The 15,656-nt window shown below is 71.8% G+C and carries 10 protein-coding genes; 5 read left to right on the plus strand and 5 right to left on the minus strand.

The annotated features are described in order from the left end of the window. Positions 1–47 precede the first annotated feature (47 nt). Positions 48–2,792 carry a DEAD/DEAH box helicase gene (locus tag ABGB17_RS14305; protein WP_347629423.1) on the plus strand — a complete coding sequence of 915 codons (2,745 nt, stop codon included), beginning with the start codon at positions 48–50 and terminating at the stop codon, positions 2,790–2,792. Here the strand turns inward: ABGB17_RS14305 and ABGB17_RS14310 are convergent. Together ABGB17_RS14310 and ABGB17_RS14315 are read right to left on the minus strand one after the other, a co-directional pair. After that, the gene (locus tag ABGB17_RS14310) at positions 2,774–4,195 is read right to left on the minus strand and encodes an amidase (RefSeq protein WP_347629425.1); all 1,422 of its coding nucleotides are present in this window, start codon (positions 4,193–4,195) and stop codon (positions 2,774–2,776) included. The two genes, ABGB17_RS14305 and ABGB17_RS14310, sit on opposite strands and share 19 nt — an antisense overlap. Positions 4,196–4,344: 149 nt before the next feature. Next, the gene (locus ABGB17_RS14315; protein ID WP_347629427.1) at positions 4,345–5,250 is read right to left on the minus strand and encodes a 5'-3' exonuclease; all 906 of its coding nucleotides are present in this window, start codon (positions 5,248–5,250) and stop codon (positions 4,345–4,347) included. 88 nt (positions 5,251–5,338) lie between these two features. Here ABGB17_RS14315 and ABGB17_RS14320 point away from each other — a divergent pair, with 88 nt between their 5' ends. From ABGB17_RS14320 to ABGB17_RS14330, 3 genes are all read left to right on the plus strand, one after another. Continuing rightward, positions 5,339–6,451, plus strand: coding sequence for a Xaa-Pro peptidase family protein (locus ABGB17_RS14320; RefSeq protein WP_347629429.1), 1,113 nt, complete (start codon positions 5,339–5,341; stop codon positions 6,449–6,451). A 123-nt stretch (positions 6,452–6,574) separates the two neighbouring features. Beyond that, positions 6,575–7,732 (plus strand): acyl-CoA dehydrogenase family protein, encoded by a 1,158-nt coding sequence (locus tag ABGB17_RS14325; RefSeq protein WP_347629431.1) that lies wholly within the window; start codon positions 6,575–6,577, stop codon positions 7,730–7,732. Further along, entirely contained in the window at positions 7,729–9,882 is a 2,154-nt protein-coding gene (locus tag ABGB17_RS14330) for a hypothetical protein (RefSeq protein WP_347629433.1), read from the plus strand. The genes ABGB17_RS14325 and ABGB17_RS14330 overlap by 4 nt, the downstream gene beginning before the upstream one ends. Here ABGB17_RS14330 and ABGB17_RS14335 read toward each other — a convergent pair. The 3 genes from ABGB17_RS14335 to fxsA all read right to left on the minus strand — a co-directional run bounded on the left by ABGB17_RS14335 (position 9,861) and on the right by fxsA (position 12,706). Beyond that, a complete protein-coding gene (locus tag ABGB17_RS14335; RefSeq protein WP_347629435.1) occupies positions 9,861–10,322 on the minus strand; it encodes a protein tyrosine phosphatase in 462 nt (153 codons plus the stop codon). The genes ABGB17_RS14330 and ABGB17_RS14335 overlap by 22 nt on opposite strands. 80 nt (positions 10,323–10,402) lie before the next feature. Beyond that, entirely contained in the window at positions 10,403–12,436 is a 2,034-nt protein-coding gene (locus tag ABGB17_RS14340) for a hypothetical protein (protein WP_347629437.1), read from the minus strand. An 84-nt stretch (positions 12,437–12,520) separates the two neighbouring features. Continuing rightward, positions 12,521–12,706, minus strand: coding sequence for an FxSxx-COOH cyclophane-containing RiPP peptide (gene fxsA, locus ABGB17_RS14345; protein WP_347629439.1), 186 nt, complete (start codon positions 12,704–12,706; stop codon positions 12,521–12,523). A gap of 335 nt (positions 12,707–13,041) precedes the next feature. On the opposite strand from fxsA, the gene fxsT reads away from it, so the two are divergent. Beyond that, positions 13,042–15,564, plus strand: a complete 2,523-nt coding sequence (gene fxsT / locus ABGB17_RS14350) for an FxSxx-COOH system tetratricopeptide repeat protein (RefSeq protein ID WP_347629441.1) — start codon at positions 13,042–13,044, stop codon at positions 15,562–15,564. The last annotated feature ends 92 nt before the right edge of the window (positions 15,565–15,656 follow it).

Here is a 15,656-nt window from a genome sequence, read left to right on the forward strand (position 1 = left end):
GACGACGCGGACCGGAGCCGGAGGGGGTTGTCGGTAGGCTGAAACGCATGACGACGCCTGCGGAACGCTACGCCGCATTCCGGGAGAAGCACGCCGGCAGCGGGCCCGCGCTCACGTCCTTCCGCAAGCTGTACGACTTCGACCTGGACGAGTTCCAGGTCGACGCCTGCCAGGCGCTGGAGGCGGGCGACGGCGTGCTGGTGGCGGCGCCCACCGGCTCGGGCAAGACGGTCGTCGGCGAGTTCGCCGTGCACCTGGCCCTGGAGCAGGGCAGCAAGTGCTTCTACACCACCCCCATCAAGGCGCTGTCCAACCAGAAGTACAACGACCTGGTGCGCCGGTACGGCGCCGCCAAGGTCGGCCTCCTCACCGGCGACAACAGCGTCAACGGCGACGCGCCGATCGTCGTCATGACCACCGAGGTGCTGCGCAACATGCTCTACGCGGGGTCCTCCACCCTCGCGGGGCTCAGCCACGTGGTCATGGACGAGGTCCACTACCTCGCCGACCGGTTCCGCGGCGCCGTCTGGGAGGAAGTGATCATCCACCTGCCCGGGTCGGTGCACGTGGTCGCCCTGTCGGCCACGGTCAGCAACGCCGAGGAGTTCGGCGAGTGGCTGGGCGAGGTCCGCGGCGACACCACGGTGATCGTGGACGAGCACCGGCCGGTTCCGCTGTGGCAGCACATGATGGTCGGCGACCAGCTCTACGACCTGTTCGTGGACGAGGACAACCGGCCGCGCATCAACCCGTCCCTGATGCGCATCTCCCGCGACGAGCAGCGCCTGGCGCAGGCCCGCGGGCGGCGCGGCTACACCCGCCCGCGGCGGTCCGCCCAGATCTCGGGGCGCTCGGACGTCATCGAGCGGCTGGACTCCGAAGGGCTGCTGCCCTCGATCACGTTCATCTTCTCCCGCGCCGGCTGCGACGCCGCCGTGCTGCAGTGCCTGCACGCCGGGATCCGGCTCACCACCGACAGCGAGCGCCACGAGATCCGCCAGATCGTGGACGAGCGCACCGCCCACCTGCCCGACGAGGACCTCGCGGTGCTCGGCTACCTGGAGTGGCGCGACTGCCTGGAGCGGGGTCTCGCGGCCCACCACGCCGGCATGCTGCCGGCGTTCAAGGAGGTCGTCGAGGAGCTGTTCACGCAGGGGCTGGTCAAGGCGGTGTTCGCCACCGAGACCCTGGCGCTCGGCATCAACATGCCCGCGCGTTCCGTGGTGATCGAGAAGCTCGACAAGTGGAACGGCGAGACCCACGCCGACCTGACGCCGGGGGAGTACACCCAGCTCACCGGGCGGGCCGGGCGGCGCGGCATCGACGTCGAGGGCCACGCGGTGGTGCTGTGGCAGCCGGGCACCGACCCGATCGCGGTCGCCGGGCTGGCCAGCACGCGTACGTACCCGCTGCGCTCCAGCTTCCGGCCGTCGTACAACATGGCGGTCAACCTCGTGGGCCAGGTGGGGCGCGAGCGGGCCCGCACGCTGCTGGAGTCGTCGTTCGCGCAGTTCCAGGCCGACCGTGCCGTGGTCGGCATCGCCAAGCAGGTGCGCCGGTCCGAGGAGGCGCTGGACGGCTACGCCGAGGCGATGACGTGCCACCTCGGCGACTTCCAGGAGTACGCCCGCATGCGCAGGGAGCTGTCGGACCGCGAGTCGGAGCTGTCGCGCCAGCGCGGCACCGCGCGGCGGGCCCAGGCCATGCGGTCGCTGGAGGCCCTGCGCCCCGGCGACGTGATCCGCGTGCCCGGCGGGCGGCGGGCCGGTCTGGCGGTGATCCTGGACCCCGGGCTCACCATGCGCACCGAGGGCCCGTCGCCGCTGGTGCTGACCATCGGCAAGCAGGTCAAGCGCCTGTCCGCGGCCGACTTCCCGGTGCCCGTCGAGCCCTTGGAGCGCCTGCGCATCCCGAAGGGCTTCAACCCCCGCGCCCCCAAGGATCGCGCCAACCTGGTGGCCACCCTGCACGCCAAGATCGGCGACCGCGACCTCGGCCGGCCGGTGCGCGTCCGCGACCACGACGCCGGCGACGCCCCGGGCGCCGCCCCCGGCACCCCCGAGTGGGAGATCGCCGACCTGCGCCGCCGGCTGCGCGCCCACGCCTGCCACGGCTGCGACGAGCGTGAGGACCACGCCCGCTGGGCCGAGCGCTACCACAAGCTGCTGCGTGAGACCGAGGGCCTGCGGCGCCGCATGGAGAGCCGCTCCCACGTCATCGCCCGCACCTTCGACCGCGTCTGCGGCGTGCTGGACGAACTGGGCTACCTGGAGGGCGAGACCGTGACCCCCCAGGGCCGCAGGCTCGCCCAGCTCTACACCGAGCTGGACCTGCTGACCGCCGAATGCCTGCGCGGCGGCGTCTGGGACGACCTGGACCCCGCCGAGCTGGCCGCGTGCGTCTCGTCGCTGGTCTACGAGTCCCGCCAGGCCGACGACGCCCGCCAGCCGAAGATCCCCGCGGGCCGCACCAAGGACGCCCTGGCCGCCATGGTCCGCATCTTCGCCGACCTGGAGAACATCGAACGCGACCACGCCCTGTCCTTCGTCCGCGAGCCCGACCTCGGCTTCGCCTGGGCCACCTACCGCTGGGCCCGCGGCCACAACCTGGACGCCGTCCTCACCGAGAACGACCTGGCCGCGGGCGACTTCGTGCGCTGGACCAAACAGCTCCTCGACCTGCTGGACCAGATCGCCAAGGCGTCCCCCCAGGGCTCCAAGGTCCGCCAGAACGCCACGAAGGCCACGGAGGCCCTCCGCCGCGGCGTCGTCGCCTACTCCTCCGTCGGCTGACCTGGACGGCCCTCTCGCGGGGTGACGGGCGTGAGGGGCGGGATCGCCGACTCGACGGCAGCGGCGGCGTCCAGGCACAGGTCCTCGCGGAAACGGGGGCCGATGATCTGGACGGCCTCGGGCAGGTCGCCGGAGCGGCCGGTGGGGACCGTGACGGCGGGCAGGCCGAGGAGGTTGGCGGCCACCGTGACGCGCAGCGCGGCGGGCCAGCCGGCGAGCCACTCCGGGTCCAGGTCGGCGCCGATCCGGAACGGGGGGCGGCCGCAGACGGGGGCGAGGATCAGCGGGGTCTCGGCCATCCAGGCGGCCCAGGCGCTGACCAGGGCGGCGCGTTCCATCATGGGGTCGAACGCCCGCTCGCCGGCGGCCCGGGTCCAGGGCTCCTCGAAGGCCGCCCAGAACCGGGCGAACTCCTCGGACGCGACGGTCTCGACGGGAGGCTGTTCCTCGTGCACCCGGCCCCACGCGGACATGATCTGGGTGTGCAACGCGCCGGCCCGGGCCGGCGCGGGCGGCGTGCGGTCCTCGGTCTCGTACCCGGCGCCGGTGAGCAGCTCGGCGGCCCGCCGCACGGCGTCCCGGGCCGCCTCGTCCTCGCCGGCGCCGGTCACCACGGCCACCCGCAGGGGCGCCGCCGGGCGGGGACCCCGCAGCGGCACCGGGGCGTACCACGGGTCGCCGTCACCGGGCCCGCACATGTGGGCGAACGCCAGCCGCAGATCGTCCACCCTCCGCGCGATCGGCCCGTGCACGCTCAGCAGCTGGAAGGCGAACGGCGCCGGCCGCGACCCCGGGCCCATCAGGGCGACCCGGCCGAGGGACGGCTTCAGCGCCGCCACCCCGCAGCACCGGGCGGGCCACCGCAGCGACCCCGCCCCGTCGTTCCCCATGCCGAGCGGCGCCATGCCCGCCGCCACCGCCGCCGCGTCGCCACCGCTGGAGCCGCCCGCCGTGTGCTCCGCCGACCACGGGTTGCGCGTGACGCCCCGCAGGTCGTTGCCGGTGTGCCACCGCATCCCGAACTCCGGCATGTTGCCCCGCCCGATCGGTATGGCCCCCGCCGCCCGCAGCTCCGCGATGTGCGGAGCGTCCCGCTCGGCCACGGCGTCCCGCAGCGCCACGATCCCGAGCGTCGTCGCCGACCCCGCGACGTCGATGTTCTCCTTCACCGTCATCGGCACCCCGGCCAGCGGCCCGGCGGCCTCCCCGCGCCGCAGGGCCCGGTCGGTCCGGTCCGCCGCCGCCAGCGCCGCGTCCCCCAGCACCACGGTGACCGCGTTCACCCGCCCGTTCACCTCGTCGATCCGCCGCAGATGCGCCTCCACGACCTCCCGGCACGACACCTGCCCGGACCGCACCAGCTCCGCGAGCTCCCCGGCCCCGGACTCCCACAGCTCCGCCATCACGCGCCTCCTCTGGATTCGCTGAGGAATCTAGAAGGCCCGGCGGAAAATCATCAGTCTTGTTCTTTCCGGCCGCCTCAGCCGCCCGGCCCGTGCGGCTCACGCGGGGAACGGGAGGACGGCCTCGACGGGTGAGCGGGGTAGCGGCGCTAGCCGGACAGGACGGCGAGCAGGCGGTTCAGGGGCCCGCCGAGGTCGTAGCGGTCGGACAGGGCCACCAGGGCGGCGGGGTCGCGGGGCTTGGTGGGCAGGGTGAGGTCGGCGTCGGGCAGGGGGGCGTCGTGGGCGACCTTGACGACGGCGGGGGCGACCGTCAGGTAGTCGCGGGCGGCGAGGAGGCGGTTGCGGCTGCCGGCGGGGAAGCCGTCGGTCTCGCCCGCGTCGAGGGCCGCCAGCAGGACGTCCAGGGAGCCGAAGCGGGTGATCAGGGCGGCGGCGGTCTTCTCGCCGACGCCGGGCACGCCGGGGAGGCCGTCACTGGGGTCGCCGCGCAGGGTCGCGAAGTCGGCGTAGGTGCGGCCGGGGATGCCGTACTTGGCGGTGACGGCGGCCTCGTCGATCACCTGGAGGTTGCGTATCCCCTTTATCGTGTAAAGGACGCGGCACGGTTTCACGTCGTCCACGAGCTGGAACAGGTCACGGTCGCCGGTCACGATGTCCACCGCGCCGGTGGCACGGGCCGCGCAGGTGCCGATGACGTCGTCGGCCTCGTACCCGGGCACCCCGATGCGGGCCACGCCGAGGGCGTCGAGGACCTGCTCGATCACGGGGACCTGCGGCGCGAGGGTGTCGGGCACCTGTTCCTCGTCGCCGGTCGCCACCCGGTGCAGCTTGTAGCTCGGGATCGCCGCGACGCGGAACGCGGGGCGCCAGTCGGCGTCCATGCACGCGACCAGCTCGCCGGGGGAGTGGGCCCGCACCAGCGTGGCCATCATGTCGATCAGGCCGCGGACGGCGTTGACCGGCATGCCGTCCGGAGCCTTCATCGACTCAGGGACGCCGTAGTAGGCCCGGAAGTACAACGACGGCGTGTCGAGAAGCATCAGCCCTGCCATGCGCCTCATCCTCGCAGCCTGGACCGACAATCGGCGACCCGGCGGCCGGGTTGAGCCGGGACGGCGGGGGTGCAATACATTGGGCCCTGTGACGACGACCTCTGACCTGTTCCCCGTGACCCGCGTGGCGGCGCTGCGCGAGGCCGCCGCCGCGGCCGGCGTCGACGCGCTGCTGCTCACCCCCGGGCCGGACCTGCGGTACGCCACCGGCTACGACGCCATGCCGCTCGAGCGGCTCACCTGCCTGGTGGTGCGCGCCGGCGGCGAGCCGTTCATGGTGGTGCCGCGGCTGGAGCTGCCCGCCGCCGAGCACTCCCCGGCCGGGCGTCTCGGGCTGGAGTTCGTCTCCTGGGAGGAGACCGACGACCCGTTCGCCCTGGTGGCCCGCCGCCTCGGCGAGGTGGGCACGGTCGGGCTGGCCGACACCATGTGGGCCATGCAGTCGCTGCGCTTCCGCGACGCCCTGCCGGGCGCCCGCCAGGTGCTCGCCGGCCCGGTGATCGGCACGCTGCGCACCCGCAAGAGCCCCGCCGAGGTCGCGGCGCTGCGCGAGGCGGGTGCCGCCATCGACGCCGTGCACGCCCAGGTGCCGTCCTTCCTGAAGGCGGGCCGCACCGAGCGCGAGGTGGGCCGCGACATCGCCGCCGCGATCATCGCCGCCGGGCACGTCACCGCCGACTTCGTCATCGTGGGCTCCGGCCCGAACGGCGCGAGCCCCCACCACGAGCTGTCCGACCGGGTGATCCAGCACGGCGACCCCGTGGTGGTGGACATCGGCGGCCACATGCCGAGCGGCTACTGCTCCGACTCCACCCGCACCTACTGCGTCGGCGAGCCGCCCGCCGACTTCGCCGCCTACTACGAGGTGCTGCGGCGTGCCCAGGAGGCCGCCTGCGCGGCGGTGCGGCCCGGCGTGACGTGCGAGTCGGTGGACGCCGCCGCCCGCGAGGTGATCGAGGACGCCGGGTACGGCGACCGCTTCATCCACCGCACCGGGCACGGCATCGGCCTGGAGACCCACGAGGACCCCTACATCGTGTCCGGCAACACCGAGCCGCTGGCCCCCGGCCACGCCTTCTCCGTCGAGCCCGGCATCTACCTCGCCGGCCGCCACGGCGCCCGCATCGAGGACATCGTGGTGTGCACCGAGACCGGCGCCGAACGTCTCAACGACCGCCCCCGCGACCTCATCGTGGTCTGACCATGCCCGCGACGGCGCCGCCACCCGGCCCCGCCCCCGCCCCCCGGCGAGGTGCGGCGATGCCCGCGGCGGCGCCGCCACCCGGGGCCGCCCCCGGCGCCCCCACGTGACCTGGAGCCCGCCATGCCGGTCGACCGCACTCTGCCCACCCCCGAGGCCCACGACCTGATCGACCTCGTGCGCGACCTGATCGCCAAGGAGGTCGCCCCGCGTGCCGCCGCCGACGAGGCCGAGGGCCGGTTCCCGCGCGAGGTGTTCACCACGCTCGGCCGCTCGGGGCTGCTCGGCCTGCCCTACCCGGAGGAGTACGGCGGCGCGGCACAGCCGTACGAGGTGTACCTCCAGGTGGTCGAGGAGCTGGCCGGGGCGTTCCTCGCCGTCGGCCTGGGCCTGTCGGTGCACACGCTGTCGTGCTTCCCGATCGCCGCGTACGGCACCGCGGAGCGGCGCGCCGAGCTGCTGCCGGGCCTGCTCGGCGGCGAGACGCTCGGCGCGTACTGCCTGTCGGAGCCGCAGTCCGGCTCCGACGCCGCCGCGCTCACCACCAAGGCCGTGCCGGACCCCGAGGGCGGCTACGTCGTGGACGGCGTGAAGGCCTGGACCACCCACGGCGGCGTGGCGGACTTCTACACCCTGATGGCCCGCACCTCCGGCGACGGCGCCCGCGGCATCTCCTGCTTCCACGTCCCGGCCGACACCCCCGGCCTGTCGTTCGGCCGTCCCGAGCGCAAGATGGGCATGCGCTCCTCCCCGACCGCGCAGGTCCGCCTGGACGGGGTGCGCCTGCCGCCCGAGGCCCTGACCGGTGCCGAGGGCGAGGGGTTCCGCATCGCGATGGCGGCCCTGGACGGCGGCCGCCTCGGCATCGCCGCGTGCGCCGTCGGCGTCGCCCAGGCCGCCCTGGACCTCGCCGTGGCGTACGCGGGCGAGCGCCGCCAGTTCGGCTCGCGCATCGCCGACTTCCAGGGCCTCGGCTTCATGCTCGCCGACATGGCCACCCAGGTCGCCGCCGCCCGCGCCCTGTACCTGGACACCGCGCGCCTGCGCGACGCCGGCCGCCCGTACGGCACGCAGGCCGCCATGGCCAAGCTGTTGGCCAGCGACACCGCCATGAAGGTCACCACCGACGCCGTGCAGGTCCTCGGCGGCTACGGCTACGTCGAGGACTTCCCCGCCGAGCGCCTGATGCGCGAGGCCAAGGTCCTGCAGATCGTCGAGGGCACCAACCAGATCCAGCGCCTCGTCATCTCCCGCGCCCTCACCAAGCCCGCCACGTCATGACCTGGCCCGGCTCGCGCAAGGAGAGCCGGAAACGCCTGCGTAAGCTCCTCGGCCGCTTCGCGGGCGCCGACTCGTGGGGCGAGTCCCGCCGGATCGTGGAGCGGCACCCGGAGCTGCTGTCCGGCACGGCCGACGAGGTGCTGGCGGAGTGGATCGCCGCCGAGGACGACCCGCACACCGTGCGGGTACTGATCTACCACCGCGACCTGCTGCGCGACGCCAGGCGGCACGGCCTCGACGCGGCGTTCGCGGCGGTCCTCGCCGAGGGGGTGCCCGAGGGGCTGCGTGAGGCGTGGCTGGCCGCGGTGGCGGCGCGGGAGGCCGTGGAGGACGGCGGCGGCGACGAGGCCAGGGACCGGGCGATCGAGCTGCTGTCCGCGCTGGTGACGCACCCGCTGTTCCACGAGGCACCCGCGTCCGGCCGCGCCACGATGACGTACGTGCTGGGCCTGGCGGCGGCCGAGCGTTTCCTCGTCCGCTCCGACGACGACACGCTCGACCTGTCGATCACGGCGTTCCAGGTCTGCGTGGCGGCCACCCCGGAGGACTCCCCCGACCGCCCCGACCACCTCACCGCCCTCGGCAACGTGCTCGGCTTCCGCTACGAACGTCACGGCCGCCCCGAGGACCTGCGCGCCGCCACCGAGACCATCGCCACCGCCGTCCGCCTCCTCGGCCCGCGAGCCGCCAGCCCGGTCATCCTGCACGACCTCGCCGTACACCTCGGCATGCTGTACGAACTCGACGGCGACCCCACCCGCCTTGACGAGGCCATCAACGCCTGCCGCCGCGCCGTCGCAGCCGGCTCCCCGGCCCATGGAGCGGGTCACCCGGCTCCCGGGATGGATCCAGCGGCCCGCATCCCGGGTTCCGCGGCTCCCGGGATGGACCCCGCGGCCCGTGGAGTGGATGACCCGGCCCCCGCGACGGTCTCCGCGGCCCGTGGAGCGGCCGCCGACGATCCGGCCGACACCGACACCGACACCGACACCGACACCGAGACCGACACCGAGACCGAGACCGAGACCGACACCGAGACCGACACCGAGACCGACATCGGCGTCGTTGTCGGTGAGGCTCCGCCTGTCTTTCTCAGCACCCTCGTCAACTGCCTGACCACCCGGTACGAGCGCGCGGGCGCCCTGGCCGACCTCGACGACGCGCTGGAGATCGCCGAGCGGGCCCTCGCGGCCGGTGAGGGGTCGCCCGAGGCGCCGGCCATGCGCGCCTCCCTCGGCCGTGTCCTGCAACTGCGTCACACCCGCGACCGCACCCGCGCCACGCTGGACCGTGCCCTGCGCGTCCTGGAACGCGCCGCCGCCGAGCTGCCGCCCGACTCGCCGTACCTGCCGGTCTGCCTGGGCAACCTCGGCACCGCCCACCTGAGCCGCTTCGAGGACGGCGACGACCTCGAAGCCCTGGAGGCCGCCGAGGAGGCCTTCACCCGCGCCGTCACCCTCTGCCCCGCCCGCTCCCCCCAGGCCGCGCTGCTGTGGAACGGCCTCGGCCTCACCCTGCTGTCCCGCAACGCCCCCGAGTGGGCCGCCCCCGGCGACCTCGACGGCGCCGTCCACGCCTTCACCCGGGCCGTGCGCAGCACCCCGCCCGGCGGCCACATCCGCCCCCTCGTCCGCGCCCACCTGGCCTGGGCCTACAGCCGCTCCTACGACGCCGGCGGCCACTGGACCGACCTCGTCGCCGCCGTGGACACCTACCGCCAGGCCTGCGCCGAAGCCCTGGCCCGCCAGTCCGAGATCGCCCTGGAGACCTCCCGCCGCTGGGCGACGTGGGCCGCCACCCGCGCCGCCTGGCCCGAGTCCGCCGAGGCCTACCGCATCACCCTCGACGCCGCCCACCAGCTCTTCCGCCGCCAGCACACCCGCCCCCACCGCGAGACCTGGCTCCACGCCGGCACCGGCGTCTCGACGGAGGCCGCCCACGCCCTGCTCAAAGCCGCCACCCCCCAGGAAGCCGTCACCGCCCTGGAGTCCGGCCGCGCCCAGCTCCTCACCCAGGCCCTGACCGACCCCTCCCGCCTCCACGACCGCCTCGGCGCCCTCGCCGCCCGCTACGAGGCCGCCGCCGCACGTGTCCACGCCCTCGAACACGGCCCCTTCGCCACGCTCCGTCAGGCGCCGTCCCGCCCATAGGACGACCCGGCGAACCAGGCCACCCACCTGCGCTGCCACGGCGTCTCCACGGCCCGGCGATGATGCCGTTCCCGCACCCACGCGACGGCCTCGTCCGGCGCGAGGCCCGCGCGCGCGGCCAGACAGGCCAGCACGGTCCCGGTACGGCCGACCCCTCCGCCACAGGCCACCTCGACGGCCTCACCGGCCAGCGCCCGCAGATGCAGTCCCACGACGGCCCGCGCCGCGGTGTCCCGGTCGACGGGCAGCAGGAAATCCGGCCACACGAGCCACTCGTGCGGCCACGACAGCACCCCGTCATGTCGCTGCCGCAACCGCCCCGACCCGAGATAAAGCCCGAACTCCGGCATCGGCCCAACCGGAGCCGCCCGTCGCAGCCCGCGCCCACGCACCCAGGCCCCGTCGGGCAGCCGTACCCCACCGGTCAGAGGTGTCTGCATGGGCCCCTCTCCTGAAGCCGACGCTGCGCGCATGCCGTGCATCTTCCTCGCTGATGCCGGCATGGGACTGCTCTGCCGGCTCAGAGCAGCGTCGCCAGCCTACGGTGTTGCACCTCGGTCAGCGGCGGGTTCGCCGCACCGGCCGCCTGCCGGGCGATCGTCATGGCGCGTTCTTGATCCCCCAGAGCGTCGACGGCCCGCGCGGCGAAGTAGGCCACGAGACCATGGTCCGGTGCCATGGCGAGTGCCGCGTCCACTTCCTCCAGAGACTGCCGTCGTTCCCCGAGGAGCGCCAGCGTCAGTGCGCGGGCCGCGACGGTCGTGGCGTCCGGCTGACGGCCGCGGATCCGGTCCAGATCCCGCAGCGCCTCGGCCGCCCTGCCGAGGTCGGCCAGCAACTCTCCGCGCACCCGTAAGGCGAGTGTCACGTCACCGCCCAGCTCCAGCACCTCGGTGACGATGGGCAGGGCGGCACGGTGATCCCCGTTGTTCCACAGCGCCCAGCTGAGCTGTGTCTTGACCATCAGATCATGCGGCACGCGCGCCACCGCGGCCCGTAGATGGTCTATCGCCTCGGCCGTGCGCCCCTGAAGCAGCCGCAGCCGGCCGATCGCGGCGAGCTGTACTCCCACCGCGGCCGTGTCACCCAGCGCCTCGTACAGGTGCGCGGCTTGGCGATGCCTCTCCACGGCTTCCGCCCACCTCACCTCGGCTTCCGCCCATTCGGCCCGGGAGAGAGCGACGTTGCCGAGAAACGACTCGATCTCCGCGCGGACTCGCAGGTCGCCGTCCCCGCACAGGCTCCGTGCCGTCTTGGCGTGCGCTTCCGCCAGATCGAGCTCGCCCTCCGCCAGTGCCTGACCCGCGACATGGAGGTACTGTGACGCACTCGCCGGCCCACTGTCCGCGTTCCACGAGACCACCGGCTGCTCGACCGAACGCTCCACCGGCTGTAACAGCCGGTCGTGCTGCAACTCGCACCATCGCGACCCCGACCGCACCTCGGTCTTGAGAACATGCCTGTCGATCAGCGACTTCACGACGCTGTTCCTCATTCCCGCCGTCTGTGTCGTGCCCCCGTACGCACTCGCCCGGGTGCCCAGTTCGGTGATGAAAGTGGCGCGGAGCCACCTCCGGAGTTCCTCGACCGGGATGTCGTGGTCACCGGCCACCTCAGTGAGGGCCCGGTCGAGGAACTCGCTGAGCGACCGATCCACGTCGGTGTGCCGGTCCACGTGCTCAGGAGTGATCACCGACAGGTCCTGGGGACACGACCGCCACAAGCTTGAGCAGACCACCTGCAATGCGACGGGTTCTATGGTGTCGGTCAGTATCCTTGTCGGTCCGCCGGGCCCGAGGATCTCGACCGTCCGCAGATCCCGCACCAGCCGCTCGGCCGCCCCGGGCGCGAACGACCGTCCGGTTCCCTCCAGCGGTGCGCGGATCGCCGTCAGCGCCCGCCGCTCGTCGAAAGGGCCCAGGGAGACCTTTCCGGGCTCCCCCTGGCTCAGCCGCTGCTCGTACGGCAACAGCCGAGCCAGATAGTCCTCACGGATCGTCAGCAACAGCCGCAGATCCTTGTTCCGCTCCAGTGCCTCGACGAGCTGCCGGATGAACAGATCACGGTGCCCTGTCCGGTGCGGGAAATCGTAGAAGAGTTCCTCTGCTTGATCGATGGCGACGAGCAACGGCATGGGATCGCCGTATCGATCCCGCCGGGTGCCGAGGCGATGGAGGAAGTCGCCGACCGTCAGGCCGGACAGCCGCATCGGGGACTCCTCGGGAGCCCATGACGACAACAACGCGAAAGTGAACGGATTGCGCTGCGGCACCGCGGCCATCGGGAAGGCCGACCCATGGGAGAGCCTGCCGATCGGCAGCACACTGACCCGTTCCCCTTCCAGGCGGGGTAGCACACCGGCATGCAGCAACGACGTCTTTCCCACGCCGGAAGGCCCGTACAGAACGGTCAGGCGATGCGCCGGCCAGCGCACGGCGATCTCGATCGTCTCGCTGTCCCTGCCGTAGAAGCGCTCGTGGTCGTGCCGGGTGTAGGACCGCAGACCGACGTACGGCTCCAGGGGAAAGTCATCGGAGGCGGCCGCGGCTGTCACTGCCTCGCCTCACCGCGGGCCGGCCAACTCCTGATCGCGGGAACGATGTGATGTGATGCTCTGCCACAGCCCTCCCGTCGCCGGTCAGATGCCGTTCGGGGAGTCGATGCTCTGATTGAAGCCCGCGATCGGCCCCATTTCATCCTCGTCGACCTCGAGCAGGCGGTGCAGGGCACGCAGAAGGGGCGCGGACTCGATCTTGTCGAGATCCTCCAGAGTGATCCCCGTGACATCGATGAGCCGGCAGGTCTCAGTGAGGCCGTCATCCATATGCACTCCTTGACGTTCTGGGTGGCGCCCCGAGCGGCAGGCCGAGGGATGACTTGCCCTGGCGCTCGTGCTCACATGCGGCTTATGTGCAGACGCGAGACGGGGATCGCGTGGTGAACCTGTGCTGGACCTGCCAAATATCACGACAAACCGAACTTCGGTTTTGGGCCACCCAGAACAGTTTACCGGCCTCTCCGGAAGTCGGCACGACGATAGTTCTAGTGTTTGGTAACCATATGACAGCGAAAGCGAGGTTATCCAAGTACTGTTCGATCGGGAAAGAGTATCTAAGATGTCGATTAGGCGGCGTTAGTTGACGACTGCGGAGGTACCACGTGACGGGTACGCGGTCCGATCCGGCGCGGGGGACACGAGCGCCGCAGGTCTGGGGCAAGGTCCCGGTCAGGAATGTGAACTTCACGGGTCGTGACGAGCTGCTGGAGCGGCTTCACGCGGGGATCGTCACCGATGTGACCGCCGTGGTCCCGCACGCTCTGCACGGGTTCGGTGGAGTCGGCAAGACCCAGGTCTCCGTCGAATATGCGCATCGGTATCAGTCGGAGTATGACGTCGTGTGGTGGATTCCCGCGGATCAGCCCGATCTGGTGAAGTCCTCGCTGGCCGGTCTGGCGCCGCGTCTCGGCATTCCCGCCGTAGCGGGAGGTGGTACGGAGGAGGCGGCGGCCGCGGTGCTCGACGCGCTGCGTCGCGGCGAGCCGTACGATCGCTGGTTGCTGATCTTCGACAACGCCGATCAGCCGGAGGACCTCGCCGACGTCATCCCGCAGGGGCCGGGACACGTGCTCATCACCTCCCGCAACCACCGGTGGCAGGGACGGGTGGAGACCGTCGCGGTCGACGTGTTCAGTCGTGACGAGAGCAAGGAGTTCCTGCGCAAGCGGGCGTCCATATCTCCGGAGGACGCCGAACGTCTCGCTGAGGAACTCGGCGACCTGCCGCTCGCGCTCGAACAAGCCGGCGCATTGCAGGCGGAGAGCGGCATCTCGGTGGACGAGTACCTCCGGTTGCTGAAGGAACGCACGAGCCATCTCCTCGCCGAGAGCAAGCCGTCGGAATACCCTTTGTCCATGACGGCGGCGTGGGCGCTGTCCGTCTCCCAGCTTCATGACAAACTGCCCGAAGCCGTCGACGTATTGCGTTGCTGTGCGTTCTTCGGCCCGGATCCCATCCCGCGTGACGTCTTCCGCAGGTCGGCGGAAAAGGTGGGGGACATCCGGCTGAGGGGCATCCTCGGCAATCCGATACTCCTCAGCAGGGCCATCAGAGAGCTCGGGCGGTTCGCGCTGGCGCACATAGACTCGCAGTCTCGCTCCATCCAGGTGCACCGGCTGGTACAGGCGTTGTTGCGGGATGAATTGAGCGTCGACGAACAGGAGAGGTACCGGCACGAGGTGCACTTACTGCTCGCCGGCGCCGCCCCGGAGGATCCCGATAAGACCGGCAATTGGCGGAGATTCCGGGAGCTTATTCCCCATGTCCGTCCTTCCCGGGTCGCTGATTGCGTCGACGTTCACGTCCGCAAGATGTCCCTCGACATCGTCTACTACCTTTACCGGTCGGGCAACTTCCAGTCCGCCCGGTCGTTCGTCGAGTCGTTCGTCGCGACATGGCAGAAGAACTCAGGAGCGGATCACCCCGATGTGCTGATCGGCAGACGTCACCTGGCCGGCATCGTGCGGGAACTCGGCGCATACGGTACCGCTTACGAGATGGACCGGCTCACGGTGGCGAGGATGACCGACATCCTTGGGAGCGAGAATCGGGAGACCCTCGTCGCCAGCAGCGGCCTGGCGGCCGACCTCCGCGCCGCCGGAGAGTTCCGGAAAGCGCAGGAACTGGACGAGGATCTCCTCGCCCGGCACCGGACCGTGTTCGGCCCGAAGGCTCCGGCCACGCTGCAGATCGTGAATAACCTGGCGGTCGACAACGCGCTGAACAGCGACTACGTCAAAGCCCGGGAGCTTCATCAAGGCGCCCTCAGCGAGCAGAGTTCGAACGACGACGTCAGCGCGTCGGATGTCCTGCATTCATGGAGCGGGCTGGCCCGGGCCGCCCGCCTCTGCGGCGAGGTCGAGGAGGCACGAGACGTGGGGCAGGACGCCCACGCTTACGGCGTGCAGGAACTCGGCCCCGATCACCTGTGGACCCTACGGGCCGCCAAGGACCTGTCCATCGCGGCGCGCAGGGCGGGGAATTTCGAGGTTTCCCTGGAGCGCGCCCGGGACGTGCACGACCGCCTCGAGACGCTCATGGGAATCGACCATCCGGACACGATCGCCGCCGCGAGCAACCTGTCCAACGCGCTCCGCGCGGTCGGTGACGTGGGCGCCGCCTTCCACATCGCGGAGGAGGCGGTGGCCCGATACGAGAGCATCTACGGTGCCGAGCATCCGTACGCCTATGGCTGCGCGACCAACCTCGCGGTGCTGTACCGGCTGAGGGGGGACGCTCCTGGGGCCCGGATCATCAACGAGGCTGCGTTGAGGGGATTGGATACCCGCCTGGGGCGCGATCATCATATTTCGCTCACCTGCGCGGTGAATCTCGCCAGTGATTTGGCCGTTCTCGGAGAAAGCGAAGAGGCGCGGCGGCTGGGCGAGGATACTCTCCGGAGGACCAAGGCGCTTCTCGGGGACGATTACCCCATGACCCTCGCCTGTGCCGCCAATCTCGCCATCGATCTCAGACAACTCGGTGCGGAGGAAGAAGCGTCCAGGCTCATGGAGGAGGCGCGCGCCGGGTATGAGCGGACGCTTACGCTCGGCCATCCCGATGCGAAGATCGCACTCGATTGGGCGCGCCGGATGGATTGCGACTTCGACCCTTTGCCGATCTAGGCCGTCGTCTCCTGGGGGAAGGGGCCAGTCGATCGGCACCCGCAGTGGTGAATGCGCGCGCGAAATCGTGGTACACGCCCGCCCGGTCGGCC

It is taken from the genome of Sphaerisporangium sp. B11E5, assembly GCF_039871875.1.
Lineage (GTDB): Bacteria > Actinomycetota > Actinomycetes > Streptosporangiales > Streptosporangiaceae > Sphaerisporangium.

Bases quoted from the DNA above. Each gene is read 5' to 3' on its own strand.
- ABGB17_RS14305 (WP_347629423.1), top strand. From the start codon at position 48: ATGACGACGCCTGCGGAACGCTACGCCGCATTCCGGGAGAAGCACGCC.
- fxsA (WP_347629439.1), bottom strand. From the start codon at position 12,706: ATGGATGACGGCCTCACTGAGACCTGCCGGCTCATCGATGTCACGGGG.
- ABGB17_RS14335 (WP_347629435.1), bottom strand. From the start codon at position 10,322: ATGCAGACACCTCTGACCGGTGGGGTACGGCTGCCCGACGGGGCCTGG.
- ABGB17_RS14315 (WP_347629427.1), bottom strand. From the start codon at position 5,250: ATGGCAGGGCTGATGCTTCTCGACACGCCGTCGTTGTACTTCCGGGCC.
- ABGB17_RS14310 (WP_347629425.1), bottom strand. From the start codon at position 4,195: ATGGCGGAGCTGTGGGAGTCCGGGGCCGGGGAGCTCGCGGAGCTGGTG.
- ABGB17_RS14325 (WP_347629431.1), top strand. From the start codon at position 6,575: ATGCCGGTCGACCGCACTCTGCCCACCCCCGAGGCCCACGACCTGATC.
- ABGB17_RS14330 (WP_347629433.1), top strand. From the start codon at position 7,729: ATGACCTGGCCCGGCTCGCGCAAGGAGAGCCGGAAACGCCTGCGTAAG.